The 15,670-nt window shown below is 63.3% G+C and carries 15 protein-coding genes; all 15 read left to right on the top strand.

Annotated features, from left to right (window positions below):
* The coding region (gene nuoG / locus RR928_RS03465; RefSeq protein WP_332681522.1) for an NADH-quinone oxidoreductase subunit NuoG at nt 1-1,865 on the top strand (1,865 nt) is incomplete at its 5' end.
* On the top strand, nt 1,862-2,938 hold the full coding sequence (gene nuoH, locus RR928_RS03470; RefSeq protein ID WP_332539066.1) for an NADH-quinone oxidoreductase subunit NuoH: 1,077 nt from the start codon (nt 1,862-1,864) through the stop codon (nt 2,936-2,938). The genes nuoG and nuoH, both read left to right, overlap by 4 nt.
* A 12-nt stretch (nt 2,939-2,950) precedes the next feature.
* Nucleotides 2,951-3,460 (top strand): NADH-quinone oxidoreductase subunit NuoI, encoded by a 510-nt coding sequence (gene nuoI / locus RR928_RS03475; RefSeq protein ID WP_213296811.1) that lies wholly within the window; start codon nt 2,951-2,953, stop codon nt 3,458-3,460.
* Nucleotides 3,461-3,493: 33 nt separating this feature from the next.
* The gene (locus RR928_RS03480; RefSeq protein ID WP_332539064.1) at nt 3,494-4,168 is read left to right on the top strand and encodes an NADH-quinone oxidoreductase subunit J; all 675 of its coding nucleotides are present in this window, start codon (nt 3,494-3,496) and stop codon (nt 4,166-4,168) included.
* Nucleotides 4,165-4,473, top strand: coding sequence for an NADH-quinone oxidoreductase subunit NuoK (nuoK, locus tag RR928_RS03485; protein ID WP_213296817.1), 309 nt, complete (start codon nt 4,165-4,167; stop codon nt 4,471-4,473). Before RR928_RS03480 ends, nuoK begins: the two co-directional genes overlap by 4 nt.
* 28 nt (nt 4,474-4,501) lie before the next feature.
* Nucleotides 4,502-6,535: an NADH-quinone oxidoreductase subunit L gene (nuoL, locus tag RR928_RS03490; protein WP_332549599.1), complete on the top strand. Its 2,034-nt coding sequence runs from the start codon at nt 4,502-4,504 to the stop codon at nt 6,533-6,535.
* A gap of 12 nt (nt 6,536-6,547) precedes the next feature.
* A complete protein-coding gene (locus tag RR928_RS03495; RefSeq protein WP_332539062.1) occupies nt 6,548-8,023 on the top strand; it encodes an NADH-quinone oxidoreductase subunit M in 1,476 nt (491 codons plus the stop codon).
* Between the two features lie 24 nt (nt 8,024-8,047).
* Nucleotides 8,048-9,541, top strand: coding sequence for an NADH-quinone oxidoreductase subunit NuoN (gene nuoN / locus RR928_RS03500; protein ID WP_332539060.1), 1,494 nt, complete (start codon nt 8,048-8,050; stop codon nt 9,539-9,541).
* Nucleotides 9,542-9,558: 17 nt separating this feature from the next.
* Nucleotides 9,559-9,864 (top strand): DUF2818 family protein, encoded by a 306-nt coding sequence (locus RR928_RS03505; protein ID WP_332539059.1) that lies wholly within the window; start codon nt 9,559-9,561, stop codon nt 9,862-9,864.
* A gap of 28 nt (nt 9,865-9,892) precedes the next feature.
* Nucleotides 9,893-10,348: a DUF1178 family protein gene (locus tag RR928_RS03510; protein ID WP_332539057.1), complete on the top strand. Its 456-nt coding sequence runs from the start codon at nt 9,893-9,895 to the stop codon at nt 10,346-10,348.
* Nucleotides 10,349-10,689: 341 nt separating this feature from the next.
* Nucleotides 10,690-11,460 (top strand): ABC transporter ATP-binding protein, encoded by a 771-nt coding sequence (locus RR928_RS03515; protein ID WP_332539056.1) that lies wholly within the window; start codon nt 10,690-10,692, stop codon nt 11,458-11,460.
* Nucleotide 11,461: 1 nt separating this feature from the next.
* On the top strand, nt 11,462-12,193 hold the full coding sequence (locus RR928_RS03520; RefSeq protein ID WP_332539055.1) for an ABC transporter ATP-binding protein: 732 nt from the start codon (nt 11,462-11,464) through the stop codon (nt 12,191-12,193).
* An 82-nt stretch (nt 12,194-12,275) separates the two neighbouring features.
* A complete protein-coding gene (locus RR928_RS03525) occupies nt 12,276-13,472 on the top strand; it encodes an ABC transporter substrate-binding protein (protein WP_332539054.1) in 1,197 nt (398 codons plus the stop codon).
* A gap of 93 nt (nt 13,473-13,565) precedes the next feature.
* Nucleotides 13,566-14,450, top strand: a complete 885-nt coding sequence (locus tag RR928_RS03530; RefSeq protein WP_184273905.1) for a branched-chain amino acid ABC transporter permease — start codon at nt 13,566-13,568, stop codon at nt 14,448-14,450.
* Nucleotides 14,451-14,462: 12 nt separating this feature from the next.
* A complete protein-coding gene (locus RR928_RS03535; RefSeq protein WP_332681529.1) occupies nt 14,463-15,446 on the top strand; it encodes a branched-chain amino acid ABC transporter permease in 984 nt (327 codons plus the stop codon).
* Nucleotides 15,447-15,670: the final 224 nt, after the last annotated feature.

Here is a 15,670-nt window from a genome sequence, read left to right on the forward strand (position 1 = left end):
AGTCGGTGATGGAGTTTCTGCTCATCAACCACCCGCTGGACTGCCCGATCTGCGACCAGGGTGGCGAATGCCAGCTGCAGGATCTGGCCGTGGGCTACGGTGGCAGCTCCTCGCGCTATGAAGAAGAAAAGCGCGTGGTGTTCAACAAGGACGTGGGTCCGCTGATTTCCATGCAGGAAATGACGCGCTGCATCCATTGCACCCGTTGCGTGCGCTTTGGCCAGGAAGTGGCCGGCGTGATGGAACTGGGCATGATCCACCGCGGCGAGCATTCCGAGATCACCACGGTCGCCGGCGACACGATCGACTCCGAGCTGTCGGGCAACATGATCGACATCTGCCCCGTGGGCGCGTTGACCAGCAAGCCTTTCCGCTACAGCGCCCGTACCTGGGAACTGTCGCGCCGCAAGTCGGTGAGCCCGCACGATTCGACCGGTGCCAACCTGATCGTTCAGGTCAAGAACCACCGCGTGATGCGCGTGCTGCCGTTCGAGAACGACGCCGTCAACGAATGCTGGATCGCCGACCGCGACCGCTTCTCGTACGAGTCGCTCAACAGCGAACAGCGCCTGACCCGCCCCATGATCAAGCAGGGCGGCGAGTGGAAGGAAGTCGACTGGCAGACCGCGCTCGAGTACGTGGCCAACGGCCTGCGCCAGATCAAGCAGGACCATGGCGCGAACTCCATTGGCGCGCTGGTCAGCCCGCACAGCACGCTCGAAGAGCTGCACCTCGCGGGCCAGCTGCTGCGCGGCCTGGGCAGCGACAACATCGATCACCGCCTGCGCCACGCCGAGTTCGCCCCGGCTGCGGGCGTGCAATGGCTGGGCACTTCGGTGGCCTCGCTGTCGCTGCTGCAGTCGGCGCTGATCGTCGGCTCCAACCTGCGCAAGGACCATCCGCTGTTTGCCCAGCGCATCCGCCAGGCGACCCGCAAGGGCTGCAAGGTGCATGCCATCAACGGCCAGGAATACGACTGGGCCATGCCCGTCGCGCAATCGGTGGTGCATGCCGCCGACTGGGAACAGGCGCTGGCCGATGTAGCCGCCGCCGTGGCCCAGGAAAAGGGCGTGGACGCACCGGTGCAGGTTGCTGCCTCGAACGACCAGGCCCAGGCAATTGCCAAGGCGCTGCTGTCGGGCGAACGCAAGGCGATTTTGCTGGGCAACGCCGCTGCCCACCATGCACACGCTTCGAGCCTGCTGGCCCTGGCGCAGTGGATTGGCGCGCAGACCGGCGCGAGCGTCGGCTACCTGACCGAAGCCGCGAACACCGTGGGCGCGCAATGGGTCAAGGCCCAGCCGCAAGCCGGCGGCCTCAACGCCGGCCAGATGCTGGCTGCGGGCGGCCTCAAGGCCGCACTGCTGCTCAACACCGAACCCGCGTTCGACGCGGCCGGCGGTGCGCGCGGCCTCGACGGCGCGCAGATGGTGGTCACGCTGAGCCCGTTCAAGGCCAACATGGACATCAGCGACGTGCTGCTGCCCATCGCGCCGTTCTCGGAAACCCCGGGTACGTTTGTCAACGCCGAAGGCCTGATCCAGAGCTTCCACGCCGTCGTGCGTCCGCTCGAAGACACGCGTCCGGGCTGGAAGGTGCTGCGCGTGCTGGCCAATCTGCTGGACGTGCCTGGCATGGCCTACGAAACGGCCCAGGAAGTCCTGGCCGAAATTGCGCAAGGAGCATCGCAGGTGCCTGCCGAGAGTTTGAACAACGCTGCACTCGCGCCTGTGGCCGTGCGCCGCGAAGCCATGGCCGAGCCGGTCGTGGCGAGCATCTATCAGCTCGACGGCCTGGTGCGCCGCGCGGCTTCCCTGCAACTGACGGCGGACGCACGTCTGGTCCGTGACGGAGGTGCCGCATGATCGACGCCATCTACAACGGCGGCCTGGGCCTGTTCTCGGGTGGCTGGTGGACCGCCGTGGTCTGGCCGGTTCTCTGGATCCTGCTGAAGATCGTCTGCATCGTCGCCCCGCTGATGGGCGCCGTTGCCTACCTGACGCTGTGGGAGCGCAAGCTGCTGGGCTTCATGCAGGTGCGCCACGGTCCCAACCGCGTCGGTCCCTTCGGTCTGCTGCAACCCCTGGCCGACGGCATCAAGCTGCTGACCAAGGAAATCATCCAGCCCACGGCCGCAAGCAAGGGCCTGTTCTTCCTGGGCCCGGTGATGGCCATCATGCCGGCGCTTGCCGGCTGGGTCGCCATTCCCTTCGGCCCCGATGTCGCGCTGGCCAACGTCAACGCGGGCATCCTGCTGATCATGGCGATCACCTCGATCGAAGTCTACGGCGTGATCATCGCCGGCTGGGCTTCCAACTCGAAGTACGCCTTCCTTGGCGCGCTGCGCGCCTCGGCGCAGATGGTCAGCTATGAAATCGCCATGGGCTTCTGCTTCCTGGTGGTGATCATGGTCTCGGGCAGCATGAACCTCACGGCCATCGTCATGAGCCAGGGCACGGGCATGGCCGCCGACATGGGCGCCAGCATCCTGTCGTGGAACTGGCTGCCGCTGCTGCCTATCTTCATCGTCTACCTGATCTCGGGTGTCGCTGAAACCAACCGCCATCCGTTTGACGTGGTCGAAGGCGAAGCCGAAATCGTTGCCGGCCACATGGTCGAGTACTCGGGCATGGGCTTTGCGGTCTTCTTCCTGGCCGAATACGCCAGCATGTGGCTGGTGTCGATCCTGGCCGTGCTGATGTTCCTGGGCGGCTGGCTGCCACCGTTCGACTTCCTGTCGTTCATTCCCGGCTGGATCTGGCTGGGTATCAAGACCTTCGTCGTCGTGTCGATGTTCATCTGGATCCGCGCCACCTTCCCGCGCTTCCGTTACGACCAGATCATGCGTCTGGGCTGGAAGATTTTTATTCCCGTCACCCTGGTGTGGCTGGTCATCGTGGGTGCATGGTTGCACTCGCCTTGGAATATCTGGAAATAAGCGGGGACACAAATGGCTGCTGTTGCTGCTACATCTTTTTCTATCAAGGATTTCTTCAAGAGCTTCATGCTCTGGGAGCTGGTCAAGGGCATGTCTCTGACAGGTCGCTACGCTTTCCGCCGCAAGGTGACGGTGCAGTTCCCCGAAGAGAAGACGCCTCTGTCGCCGCGTTTTCGCGGCCTGCATGCACTGCGCCGTTACGACAACGGCGAAGAGCGCTGCATCGCGTGCAAGCTGTGCGAGGCCGTGTGCCCCGCGATGGCGATCACCATCGAGTCGGAAGTGCGGGATGACGGTTCGCGCCGTACCAACCGCTACGACATCGATCTGACCAAGTGCATCTTCTGCGGTTTCTGCGAAGAGAGCTGCCCGGTCGACTCGATCGTCGAGACGCACATCTTTGAATACCACGGCGAAAAACGCGGTGACCTGTACTTCACCAAGGACATGTTGCTGGCCGTTGGCGACCGCTACGAAGCCGACATCGCCGCCGCCCGCGCGGCCGATGCCAAGTACCGCTGAAGCGGCGCCTGAACTCCCAAGAAGACTCGATTCATGGACGCCAAAACTGCTTTTTTCTATCTGTTCGCGGTCGTGCTGCTCGTCGCCTCGTTCCGCGTGGTGACGGCGCGCAACCCCGTGCACGCCGTGCTCAACCTGATCCTGGCTTTCTCTCAGGCAGCGGCCATCTGGCTGCTGCTCAAGGCCGAGTTCCTCGCGATCGCGCTGGTGCTGGTCTACCTGGGCGCCGTGATGGTGCTGTTCCTGTTCGTGGTGATGATGCTGGACATCCGCATCGACGCGCTGCGCCAGGGGTTCTGGAAGCATTTCCCGCTGGCGGCCTTCATCGGCGTGCTGATCGTGTTCGAAATGGGCATGGTGCTCATGGGCGGCTTCAGCAGCATCGATGAACCCAAGGCCATTCCGGCCATGGTGCTCAATGCGGCCGGACAGCCCGAAGCCTATTCCAATACCAAGGAACTGGGCCGCCTGCTGTACACCGAATACCTGTATCCGGTGGAAATCGCGGCCACGATCCTGCTGGTGGCGATGATTGCCGCGATTGCTCTGACCCTGCGCAAGCGCAAGGACAGCAAGGCGATCAACCCCTCCGAACAGATTCGCGTGCGTTCCAAGGACCGCCTGCGCATGGTGAAGGTGGCGGCCACGCGTGCGCCCCAAGTACAAGAGGACGCAGGCGACGCTGCTGCGCAGGAGACCAAGGCATGACGCTCACACTCGGGCATTTCCTGACACTGGGGGCGATGATGTTCGCCATCGCTGTCATCGGCATTTTTCTGAACCGCAGAAACCTGATCGTTCTGCTCATGGCCATCGAGCTGATGCTGCTGGCCGTGAACATGAATTTCGTGGCCTTCTCCCACTATCTGGGTGACATGCACGGCCAGGTGTTCGTGTTCTTCATCCTGACCGTGGCCGCTGCGGAATCGGCGATTGGCCTGGCCATCTTGGTGTTGCTGTTCCGTAACAAGTCCAGCATCAACGCGGAAGATCTCAACACCCTCAAGGGTTGAGCGGCCGCAACTTGCAAGGTTCTCCAGAATGAGTCAAACCCTCTCCGCATCCACCCTGCTGGCCGTGCCCTTGGCACCGCTGGTGGGCTCTGCGCTCGCCGGCCTGTTCGGCACGGCCTTCGGCGGCAACCGCATCGGCCGCGCAGCCAGCCACACGCTGACCATCCTCGGCGTGTTCATCGCCTTCGTTCTGTCCGCCCTCACGCTCAAGAGCGTGGCGATGGACGGCGCGAGCTTCAACGAAACGCTCTACACCTGGATGCAGGTCGGCGGCCTGAAGATGGAAGTCGGCTTCATGGTCGACAGCATCACCGCGATGATGATGGTCGTCGTGACCTTCGTCTCGCTGATGGTGCACATCTACACCATGGGCTACATGAAGGAAGACGACGGCTACAACCGTTTCTTCGCCTACATCTCGTTGTTCACCTTCTCCATGCTGATGCTGGTGATGAGCAACAACCTGCTGCAGCTGTTCTTCGGCTGGGAAGCCGTGGGCCTGGTGTCGTACCTGCTGATCGGCTTCTGGTACAACAAGCCCACCGCCATCTTCGCCAACATGAAGGCCTTCCTGGTCAACCGTGTCGGTGACTTCGGCTTCATCCTGGGCATTGGCCTGATCGGCGCCTACGCGGGCACGCTCAACTACACCGAGATCTTCGCCAAGTCGCAGGAACTCGGCGCACTGAGCTTCCCCGGCACCGACTGGATGCTGATCACCGTGATCTGCATCTGCCTGTTCATCGGCGCGATGGGCAAGTCGGCGCAGTTCCCGCTGCACGTCTGGCTGCCTGACTCGATGGAAGGCCCCACGCCCATCTCCGCGCTGATCCACGCCGCGACCATGGTCACGGCCGGCATCTTCATGGTGTCGCGCATGTCGCCGCTGTTCGAGCTGTCGGACACCGCGCTGAACTTCATCCTGATCATCGGTGCCATCACCGCGCTGTTCATGGGCTTCCTGGGCATCATCCAGACCGACATCAAGCGCGTGGTCGCCTACTCGACGCTGTCGCAGCTGGGCTACATGACCGTCGCGCTGGGCGCTTCGGCCTACTCGGTCGCGGTGTTCCACCTGATGACCCACGCGTTCTTCAAGGCGCTGCTGTTCCTTGGTGCCGGTTCGGTCATCATGGGCCTGCACCACAACCAGGACATGCGCTGGATGGGTGGCGTGCGCAAGTACATGCCCATCACCTGGATCACTTCGCTGCTGGGCTCGCTGGCCCTGATCGGCACGCCGCTGTTCTCGGGCTTCTACTCGAAGGACATGATCATCGAGGCCGTGCACTTCAGCCAGCTGCCCGCTGCCGGCTTCGCGCACTTCGCCGTGCTCGCCGGCGTGTTCGTGACCGCGTTCTACTCGTTCCGCATGTACTTCCTGGTCTTCCACGGCAAGGAACGCTACGACCAGAACCCCGACGCGCACCACGACGACCACCACGCGCATGATGACCACCACGGCCATGGCCACGATGCCAAGCCGCACGAGTCGCCCTGGGTCGTGACCGTTCCGCTGGTGCTGCTGGCGATTCCCTCGGTGTTCGTGGGCTTCTTCACCATCGACCACATGCTGTTCGGTTCGTTCTTCGACGGCGTGATCACGGTCGACGGCGCCAAGCACGGCGCGATGGCCGGCATCGAAGGCATGTTCCACGGCGCGCTGGCCATGGCCATCCACGGCCTGCAGACCGCTCCGTTCTGGCTCGCACTGGCTGGCGTGGCGCTGTCGTACTACATGTACATGGTCAACCCGGCGCTGCCCGCGGCGATCAAGCGCAACTGCATGCCCATCTTCAACCTGCTCGAGAACAAGTACTACCTCGACTGGTTCAACGAGAACGTGCTGGCACGCGGAACGCGCGCCCTGGGCACGCTCCTGTGGAAGGTCGGCGACCAGACCATCATCGATGGCGCCGTGGTCAACGGCTCCTGGAAGGTCGTTGCGCGCATCGCTGCCTGGGCACGTGCGCTGCAGACCGGCTATATCTACCACTACGCGTTGGTCATGATCCTGGGCATCTTCCTGCTCATGACCTACTTCGTGTGGCTCAACAAGTAAGGAAGAACAAAAATGGGTTTGTTGAGTCTTGCCATCTGGACCCCGATCGCATTCGGTGTCCTGCTGCTGGCCCTGGGCCGCGACGAGCACGCACGTGCCGTGCGCTGGCTTGCGCTGGTCGGTGCCCTGGTCGGCCTGGCGGTCACGCTGCCGCTGTATCAGGGGTTCGACAACGGCACGGCCGCCGCGCAGTTCGTCGAAAAGGTGCTCTGGATAGAGCGCTTCAACGTCAATTACCACCTGGGCCTTGACGGTCTGTCGTTCTGGTTCGTGCCGCTGACGGCCTTCATCACGGTGATCGTGGTGATCGCTTCCTGGGAATCGATCACCGAGCGCGTGAACCAGTACATGGCCGCGTTCCTGATCCTGTCGGGCCTGATGATCGGTGTGTTCAGCGCGCTCGACGGCATGCTGTTCTACGTGTTCTTCGAAGCCACGCTGATTCCGATGTACCTGATCATCGGTATCTGGGGCGGCCCGAACAAGATCTACGCCGCGTTCAAGTTCTTCCTGTACACGCTGCTCGGCTCGCTGCTGATGCTGATCGCGCTGATCTACCTGTACGTGCAGTCGGGCGGCAGCTTCGATCTGAAGACCTGGTACGCGATGCCGCTGTCGGCCTCGGCCCAGACCTTCCTGTTCTTCGCCTTCTTCGCGGCGTTTGCCGTGAAGGTGCCGATGTGGCCGGTGCACACCTGGCTGCCCGACGTTCACGTCGAAGCGCCTACCGGCGGCTCGGCCGTGCTGGCGGCCATCATGCTCAAGCTCGGTGCCTACGGTTTCCTGCGCTTTTCCATGCCCATCGCTCCCGACGCCGCGCGCGAATGGGCCTGGCTGATGATCGCGCTGTCGCTGGTCGCCGTGATCTACGTGGCCATGGTGGCGCTGGTGCAAAAGGACATGAAGAAGCTGGTGGCTTATTCGTCCGTTGCGCACATGGGCTTCGTGACCCTGGGCTTCTTCATCTTCAACGACCTGGGCGTGTCCGGCGGTCTGGTGCAGATGATTGCCCACGGCTTCGTGTCGGGTGCGATGTTCCTGTCGATCGGCGTGCTGTACGACCGCGTGCATTCGCGTGAAATCGCTGCCTACGGCGGCGTGGTCAACACCATGCCCAAGTTCGCTGCGTTCGCGCTGTTCTTCGCGATGGCCAATTGCGGCCTGCCCGCGACCGCCGGTTTCGTCGGCGAGTGGATGGTGATCCTGGGTGCCGTGAAGTTCAACTTCTGGATCGGCCTGGGCGCTGCCACGGCGCTGATCTTCGGCGCCAGCTACACGCTGTGGATGTACAAGCGGGTCTACCTGGGCCCTGTCGCCAACGACAACGTGCGTGGCCTGACCGACCTCAATGCCCGCGAATTCCTCGTGATGGCAGTGCTGGCGGTGGCCGTGCTCTACATGGGCGTGTACCCCAAGCCCTTCACGGATGTGATGGACGTTTCCGTGGCCCAGCTGCTGCAGCAGGTCGCACTGTCCAAGCTTCCCTGACCAGACTGAACTGAGAGACTCGAGATGATTGACAACATCAGCTGGCTTGCGATCTACCCGGAGATCATTCTCCTGGTCATGGCATGCGTGATCGCCCTGGTCGACCTGGGCGTGAACAGCCCGCGCCGCACCACTACCTATGTGCTGACGCTGCTGACCCTGGCGGTGGTGGCCGTGCTGCAAGGCTTCTACGCTTCGAGCGGCCAGACTTTCTATGGCTGGGGCAACATGGTGGTCAGCGATGCCATGGGCAACTGGCTCAAGTGCTTCGCCACCGTGGCGTTGATGGTGACGCTGGTCTACGGCCGGCCCTACGCCGCCGACCGCGACATGCTGCGCGGCGGTGAGCTGTTCACGCTGTCCATGCTCGCGCTGCTGGGCATGTTCATCATGATCTCGGGCAACAACTTTCTGGTGCTGTATCTCGGCCTGGAACTGCTGACGCTGTCGAGCTATGCGCTGGTCGCGCTGCGCCGCGACAACGAGGCCGCCGTCGAAGCCGCAATGAAGTATTTCGTGCTCGGCGCGATGGCCAGCGGTTTCCTGCTGTACGGCATGTCCATGCTTTACGGCGCCACGGGTTCGCTCGATATCGGCCAGGTCTTCAAGGCCATCAACTCGGGTGCGATCCGCCATCAGGTGCTGGTCTTCGGTCTGGTGTTCGTCGTCGCCGGTCTGGCGTTCAAGCTGGGTGTCGTGCCTTTCCACATGTGGATTCCCGACGTCTACCAGGGCGCTCCCACGGCGATCACGCTGCTGATCGGCGGCGCGCCCAAGCTGGCCGCGTTCGCGATCTCGATCCGCCTGCTGGTCGATGGTCTGCTGCCGCTGGCAATCGACTGGCAACAGATGCTCGCGGTGCTGGCCATAGGCTCGCTGCTGGTGGGTAACCTCGCGGCCATTGGCCAGAGCAACCTCAAGCGCATGCTGGCCTACTCGACGATCTCGCAGATGGGCTTCGTGCTGCTGGGCCTGCTGTCGGGCGTGGTCAACGGCCATGTCGATCCCGCGACCGTCGAGAACGCCTACAGCTCGGCCATGTTCTATGTGGTCACCTATGTGCTGACCACGCTGGCCACGTTCGGCGTGGTGCTGCTGCTGGCGCGTGAAGGCTTCGAGAGCGAAGAGATCTCCGATCTGGCCGGTCTGAACCAGCGCAGCCCGCTGTATGCCGGCGTGATGGCGATCTGCATGTTCTCGATGGCCGGTATTCCTCCGCTGGTCGGCTTCTACGCCAAGCTGTCGGTGCTGCAATCGCTGATCGCTTCGGGCGAAACCGCCTACATCGCACTGGCCGTGTTTGCCGTCGTGATGTCGCTGATCGGTGCGTTCTACTACCTGCGCGTCGTCAAGGTCATGTACTTCGATGAACCCATCACCGCGACCAGCGTGTCGGCCCCGCTCGACGTGCGCGTCGTGCTGTCGATCAACGGCGCTCTGGTGCTGCTGCTGGGCGTGATGCCCGGCGGACTGATGTCGCTGTGCGCGGACGCCATTGTCCGTGCCCTGGCTTCCTGAGAAAGCATGACCAAAGCGTGACCCAGACAGCCTCCATCTGGCTGGTGATATTGGCGGCCCTGGTGGCCGCCAATTTGCCATTTGTCAATCACCGCTGGTTCATCGTCGGACCGGTGGCAGCCGGGCGCAAGCCGCTGCCCATGCGCCTGCTCGAGATGCTGCTGCTGTATTTCCTCGTCGGCGGCCTGGCGCTGCTGCTCGAGCGCCGTGTCGGCCAGATCGCACCCCAGGGCTGGGAGTTTTACGCGATCACCGCTACACTGTTTCTGACGCTGGGCTTCCCCGGCTTCGTCTACCGCTACCTGGTCAAGCGACGTCAATAGGACAGCTAGGCCGGTCCGGTCATTCGCCATGAAGGTCCTTGATCTCGGTTGCCAGCACGGCCATGTCTTCGAAGGCTGGTTTGCGTCGGAAGACGATTTCCAGTCGCAGAAGGCGCGCGCCCTGGTGCTGTGCCCCATGTGCGGCGACTCCCATATCGACAAGCGCCTGAGCGCGCCGCGGCTGAACCTCGGCGCTGCGGCCCCCGCGCCCGCATCCTCTTCCTCTCCCCCGGCTGCGCCCGCCGCAGCCTCACCCCAGGCCCAGCAGGCGGCCTGGCTGCGCATGGCGCGCGAAGTCATTGCCAGGACCGAAGACGTGGGCGAGCGCTTTGCCGACGAGGCGCGGCGCATGCACCATGGCGAAATCGAAGAGCGTGCGATCCGCGGGAAGGCCAGCGTGGCCGACGCCGTGGCCTTGCTCGAAGAAGGAATAGGCGTGCTGCCCCTGCCGATTTCCGACAGTTCCAAGGAAACGCTGCAGTAGCTTTCGAGGCTGGGAGCAGGCGGCTAAATTGTCGCCTGAGCGTCTGTTTTCAGCCTTTTGGCGGCCGGAAATGTTGTTTTCGATCAAGCTTGGCAACATTTTTGCCGGCGCGCAGTGGCATGCATGTTTGCAGGCACTTCGCTTGCAAGCCAATGCAGTCCGTGCCCGCTCGCCTGCTCTCGGCGCGGCGACAGGGCGATTAAGCGTTTGTACGGGCGTATTTGCCCCAGTGTTCGCCGAGAGGTCGCGGCATACGATGCCATGCATATATCCCCCCAGGGACTGCCACAAGGCAGACCATGGACGGTTTTGCAGCATCCACCGGAGCGGCCAGAGCGCACATGAGCGACGTCATTCTTGAGACCAGCCACCTGACCAAAGAGTTCAAGGGCTTCACCGCGGTCAGCGATGTGAACCTGTCGGTCCGCCGCGGCGCCATCCATGCGTTGATCGGACCCAATGGCGCAGGCAAGACCACTTGCTTCAACCTGCTGACGAAGTTCCTCGAACCGACTTCGGGCAGCATCCGTTTCAACGGCCAGGACATCACGCGCGCCCAGCCATCGCAGATCGCGCGTCTGGGCGTGATCCGCTCGTTCCAGATTTCGGCGGTGTTCTCGCACCTCACGCTGCTGGAGAACGTGCGCGTGGGTCTGCAGCGGCAGTTGGGCACGGCCTTCCATTTCTGGCGCAGCGAAAAGTCGCTGGACCAGCTCAATGACCGTGCCATGGCACTGCTGGCCGAAGTCAACCTCGAACACCTGGCCGACGAGCTCACGGTGAATCTGCCCTATGGCCGCAAGCGCGCGCTCGAGATCGCGACCACGCTGGCGATGGAGCCCGAGCTGATGCTGCTCGACGAGCCCACCCAGGGCATGGGCCACGAAGACGTGGACCGCGTGACCCAGCTGATCAAGAAGGTCTCGGCCGGCCGCACCATTCTGATGGTCGAGCACAACATGAAGGTGGTGTCCAGCATTGCCGACTGCATCACGGTGCTGCAGCGCGGCGCGGTGCTGGCCGAAGGCCCGTATGCCGAAGTCTCGAGCAATCCGAAAGTGATGGAAGCCTATATGGGCACGACCGACGGCCAACTTCAAGGAGCCCATTGAGATGGCCGCAAGCAACACGAAGGCGGGACAGCCCGCACTGGAAATCAGCGGCCTGCAGGCCTGGTACGGCGAGTCGCATGTGCTGCACGGCGTCGACATGACGGTGCAGCCCGGCGAAGTGGTGACGCTGCTGGGGCGCAACGGCGCGGGCCGCACGTCGACGCTGCGCGCGGTCATGGGCCTCACTGGAGCGCGCAAGGGCTCGGTCAAGGTCAATGGCGTCGAAACGATTCAGATGCCCACGCACCGCATTGCCCATCTGGGCCTGGGCTACTGCCCCGAAGAGCGCGGCATTTTCGCCAGCCTGACCTGCGAGGAAAACCTGCTGCTGCCGCCCGAACTCAAGACCGGCGAGAAGGGCATGTCGGTAGAAGAAATCTACGCGATGTTTCCCAATCTTGCCGAGCGCCGCCACAGCCAGGGCACGCGCCTGTCGGGCGGCGAGCAGCAGATGCTGGCCGTGGCGCGCATCCTGCGCACCGGCGCGCGGCTGCTGCTGCTCGACGAGATTTCCGAAGGCCTGGCGCCGGTCATCGTGCAGGCGCTGGCGCGCATGATCACCGCGCTGCGCGAGAAGGGCTACACCGTGGTGATGGTGGAGCAGAACTTCCATTTCGCCGCACCGCTGGCGGACCGTTTCTACGTCATGGAGCACGGCCGCATCGTCGAGCGTTTCGGCGCCGCCGAGCTCCAGGCCAAGATGCCCGTGCTCAATGAATTGCTGGGCGTGTAGTCCGGTGTTTTGTGGGTGTCCGCGCCGTGCGCGGCCCCGGTTTTTTTCTGTCCTAGCCTTTATCCATCCAGGAGATATTCCCATGAAGACTTCGTTGACCACACTGGCTTGCGTACTGGCTGCTGCAGGTCTGGTGACCCCATTGGCCCAGGCCCAGGAAAAAGTGAAAATCGGTTTCGTGACCGACATGTCGGGCCTCTATGCCGACGTCGAAGGCAAGAACGGCGCGCTCGCCATGCAGATGGCCATCGACGACTTCGGCGGCAAGGTGCTGGGCCAGCCCATCGAGCTGGTCTCGGCCGACCACCAGAACAAGGCCGACATCGCGGCCAGCAAGGCGCGCGAATGGATAGACACCCAGGGCGTTACGCTGGTGTTCAGCGGCACGAACTCGGGCACGGCGCTGGCCGTGTCGCAGGTGGCGAACGAGAAGAAGCGCGTGCACATCAACAACGGCGCGGGCTCGTCGGCGCTGACCAACGAGCAGTGCAACCCCTACACCGTGCACTATGCCTATGACACCGTGGCGCTGGCCAAGGGCACGGGCGGCGCGGTGGTCGACCGCGGTGGCAAGGACTGGTTCTTCCTGACCGCCGATTACGCTTTCGGCCAGGCGCTGGAAACCGACACCACGGCCGTGATCAAGGCCAAGGGCGGCAAGGTGCTCGGCGGTGTCAAGCACCCGCTCAACGCTTCGGACTTCTCCTCGTTCCTGCTGCAGGCCCAGGCCTCCAAGGCGCAGATCCTGGGCCTGGCCAACGCCGGTGGCGACACCATCAATGCGATCAAGGCGGCCAAGGAATTCGGCATCAACAAGACGATGAAGACCGCCGGCCTGCTGGTGTTCCTGACCGACATCCACAGCCTGGGCCTGAAGAACACCGAAGGCCTGCTGCACACCACCAGCTGGTACTGGGACATGAACGACGCCTCGCGCGCCTTCGCCAACAAGTTCTTTGCCAAGACCAAGCGCATGCCTACAGATGTGCAGGCCGCAGACTACTCGGCCGTGATGCAGTACCTCAAGGCCGTGCAGGCGGTCAAGACCACCGACGCCGACAAGGTCATGGCCTACCTCAAGAGCACGCCGCTGTCGGACTTCTACGCCAAGGGCAACATCCGTGCCGACGGCACCTACGCGCACGACATGTACCTGGTCGAAGTCAAGAAGCCTTCCGAGTCGAAGAAGCCCTGGGACTACCTGAAGGTGCTGTCGACGCTGCCCGGCGACCAGGTCTTCACCACCAAGGCCGAAACCAAGTGCGCGCTCTGGAAATAAGAGCCATCGGCATGGCCCTGGAGACCTTGTTCTCCCGGGCCATCTGAGCCGCTCGCAGCCGCGCTTTCTTCTCTTACCTTTCGCGTATACCCCATGGAAATTCTCGGTGTTTCTTTGCCGGGCCTGATGAGCCAGCTCCTTCTGGGGCTGGTCAACGGCTCGTTCTATGCGATCTTGAGCCTGGGCCTGGCGGTGATCTTCGGCCTGCTCAACGTCATCAATTTCGCACATGGGGCGCTGTTCATGCTGGGTGCCGTGAGCACCTGGATGGCGATGAACTACTTCGGCATCAACTACTGGGTGATGCTGCTGGTCTCGCCGCTGCTCGTGGGCCTGCTGGGCGTGCTGATCGAGCGCTTTCTGCTGCGCTGGATCTACCGCCTCGATCACCTCTACGGCCTGCTGCTGACGCTGGGCCTGTCGCTGCTGATCGAAGGCCTGTTCCGCTCGGTCTACGGCGTGTCGGGCCTGGGCTATGACACGCCCGAGCTGCTCGAAGGCGCGACCGACCTGGGCTTCATGATGCTGCCCAACTACCGCGCCTGGGTGGTGCTGGCTTCGGTCACCGTATGCCTTGCGACCTGGTTCGTGATCGAGAAGACGCGGCTTGGCGCCTATCTGCGCGCGGGCACCGAGAACCCGCGCCTGGTCGAGGCCTTCGGCGTCAACGTGCCGGTGATGATCACGCTGACCTATGCGTTCGGCGCGGGCCTGGCGGCGTTTGCCGGCGTGCTTGCGGCGCCGGTCTACCAGGTGACTCCGCTGATGGGTCAGAACCTGATCATCGTGGTGTTTGCCGTGGTGGTGATCGGCGGCATGGGCTCGATCATGGGCGCCATTCTCACCGGCCTGGGCCTGGGCGTGATCGAAGGCCTGACCAAGGTGTTCTATCCCCAGGCTTCCTCGACCGTGGTGTTCGTCATCATGGTCATCGTTCTTCTGATTCGCCCCGCCGGCCTGTTCGGCAAAGAAAAATAAGGGGCCGCCAACATGAACACCAAGCTTCTTGCCAAGATGGGCTACGGCCTGCTGCTGCTGGCCCTGATCGTCGCGCCGTTCGCCGGCGCCTACCCGGTATTCGTGATGAAGCTGATGTGCTTCGCACTGTTTGCCGCGGCCTTCAATCTGCTGCTGGGCTATACCGGCCTGCTGTCCTTCGGCCATGCGGCTTTTCTGGGGACCGCGGCCTATATCACCGGCTACAGCATGAAGTTCTGGGGCCTGTCGCCCGAGCTGGGCATGCTGGCCGGCACGCTGGGCGGCGCCTTGCTGGGCCTGCTGTTCGGCTGGCTCGCGATCCGCCGCCAGGGCATTTATTTCTCGATGATCACGCTGGCGCTGGCGCAGATGGTGTTCTTCGTCTGCCTGCAGGTACCCTATACCGGCGGCGAAGACGGCCTGCAGGGCGTGCCGCGCGGCAAGCTGTTCGGCCTGATCGATCTGGCCGACGATCTGACCATGTACTACGTGGTGCTGGCCATCGTGGTCGCGGCCTTCCTGCTGATCGTGCGCACCGTGCATTCGCCATTTGGCCAGGTGCTCAAGGCCATCAAGGAAAACGAGCCGCGCGCGATTTCGCTGGGCTATGACACCACGCGCTTCAAGCTGCTGGCCTTCGTGCTGTCGGCCGCGCTCACGGGCCTGGCCGGTTCGCTCAAGACCGTGGTGCTGGGCTTTGCCACGCTGTCGGACGCGCACTGGACCACGTCGGGCCATGTGGTGCTGATGACGCTGATGGGCGGCCTGGGCACGCTGTCGGGGCCCATTGTCGGCTCGGCGGTGGTGGTGCTGATCGAGAACAAGATCGGCGAACTCGGCACCTTCCTGGGCCGCATCACGGGCTTCGAATGGTTCAACACGCTGGGCGAGTCGGTGACCATTGTGACCGGACTGATCTTTGTGGTCTGTGTGCTGGCCTTCCGCCGCGGGATCATGGGGGAGATCAATGCGTGGCTGGCGCGGAAGAAGGCTTGAGTTGATCGCTTCTTGTTGCCGCATGCCTCTGCCGAGGGCAGCAGCCGGGTCTCGGCCCGGCGGCCAAAAGAAAGGAGAGCGGGGGCCCCTGGTTCCTGCTGTCTGCGACCCTGCGCGCGCCAAGGCTGGGCGCCCCCGCGCAGCCAGAAGAGCGGTTACCGATACCGCTCGCCCCAAGAGCGTTGCCCACCGATTCCGTTCGCCCTGAGCGCAAGCGCTGACCG

Source organism: Comamonas sp. (genome assembly GCF_036666375.1).
GTDB lineage: Bacteria > Pseudomonadota > Gammaproteobacteria > Burkholderiales > Burkholderiaceae_C > Comamonas.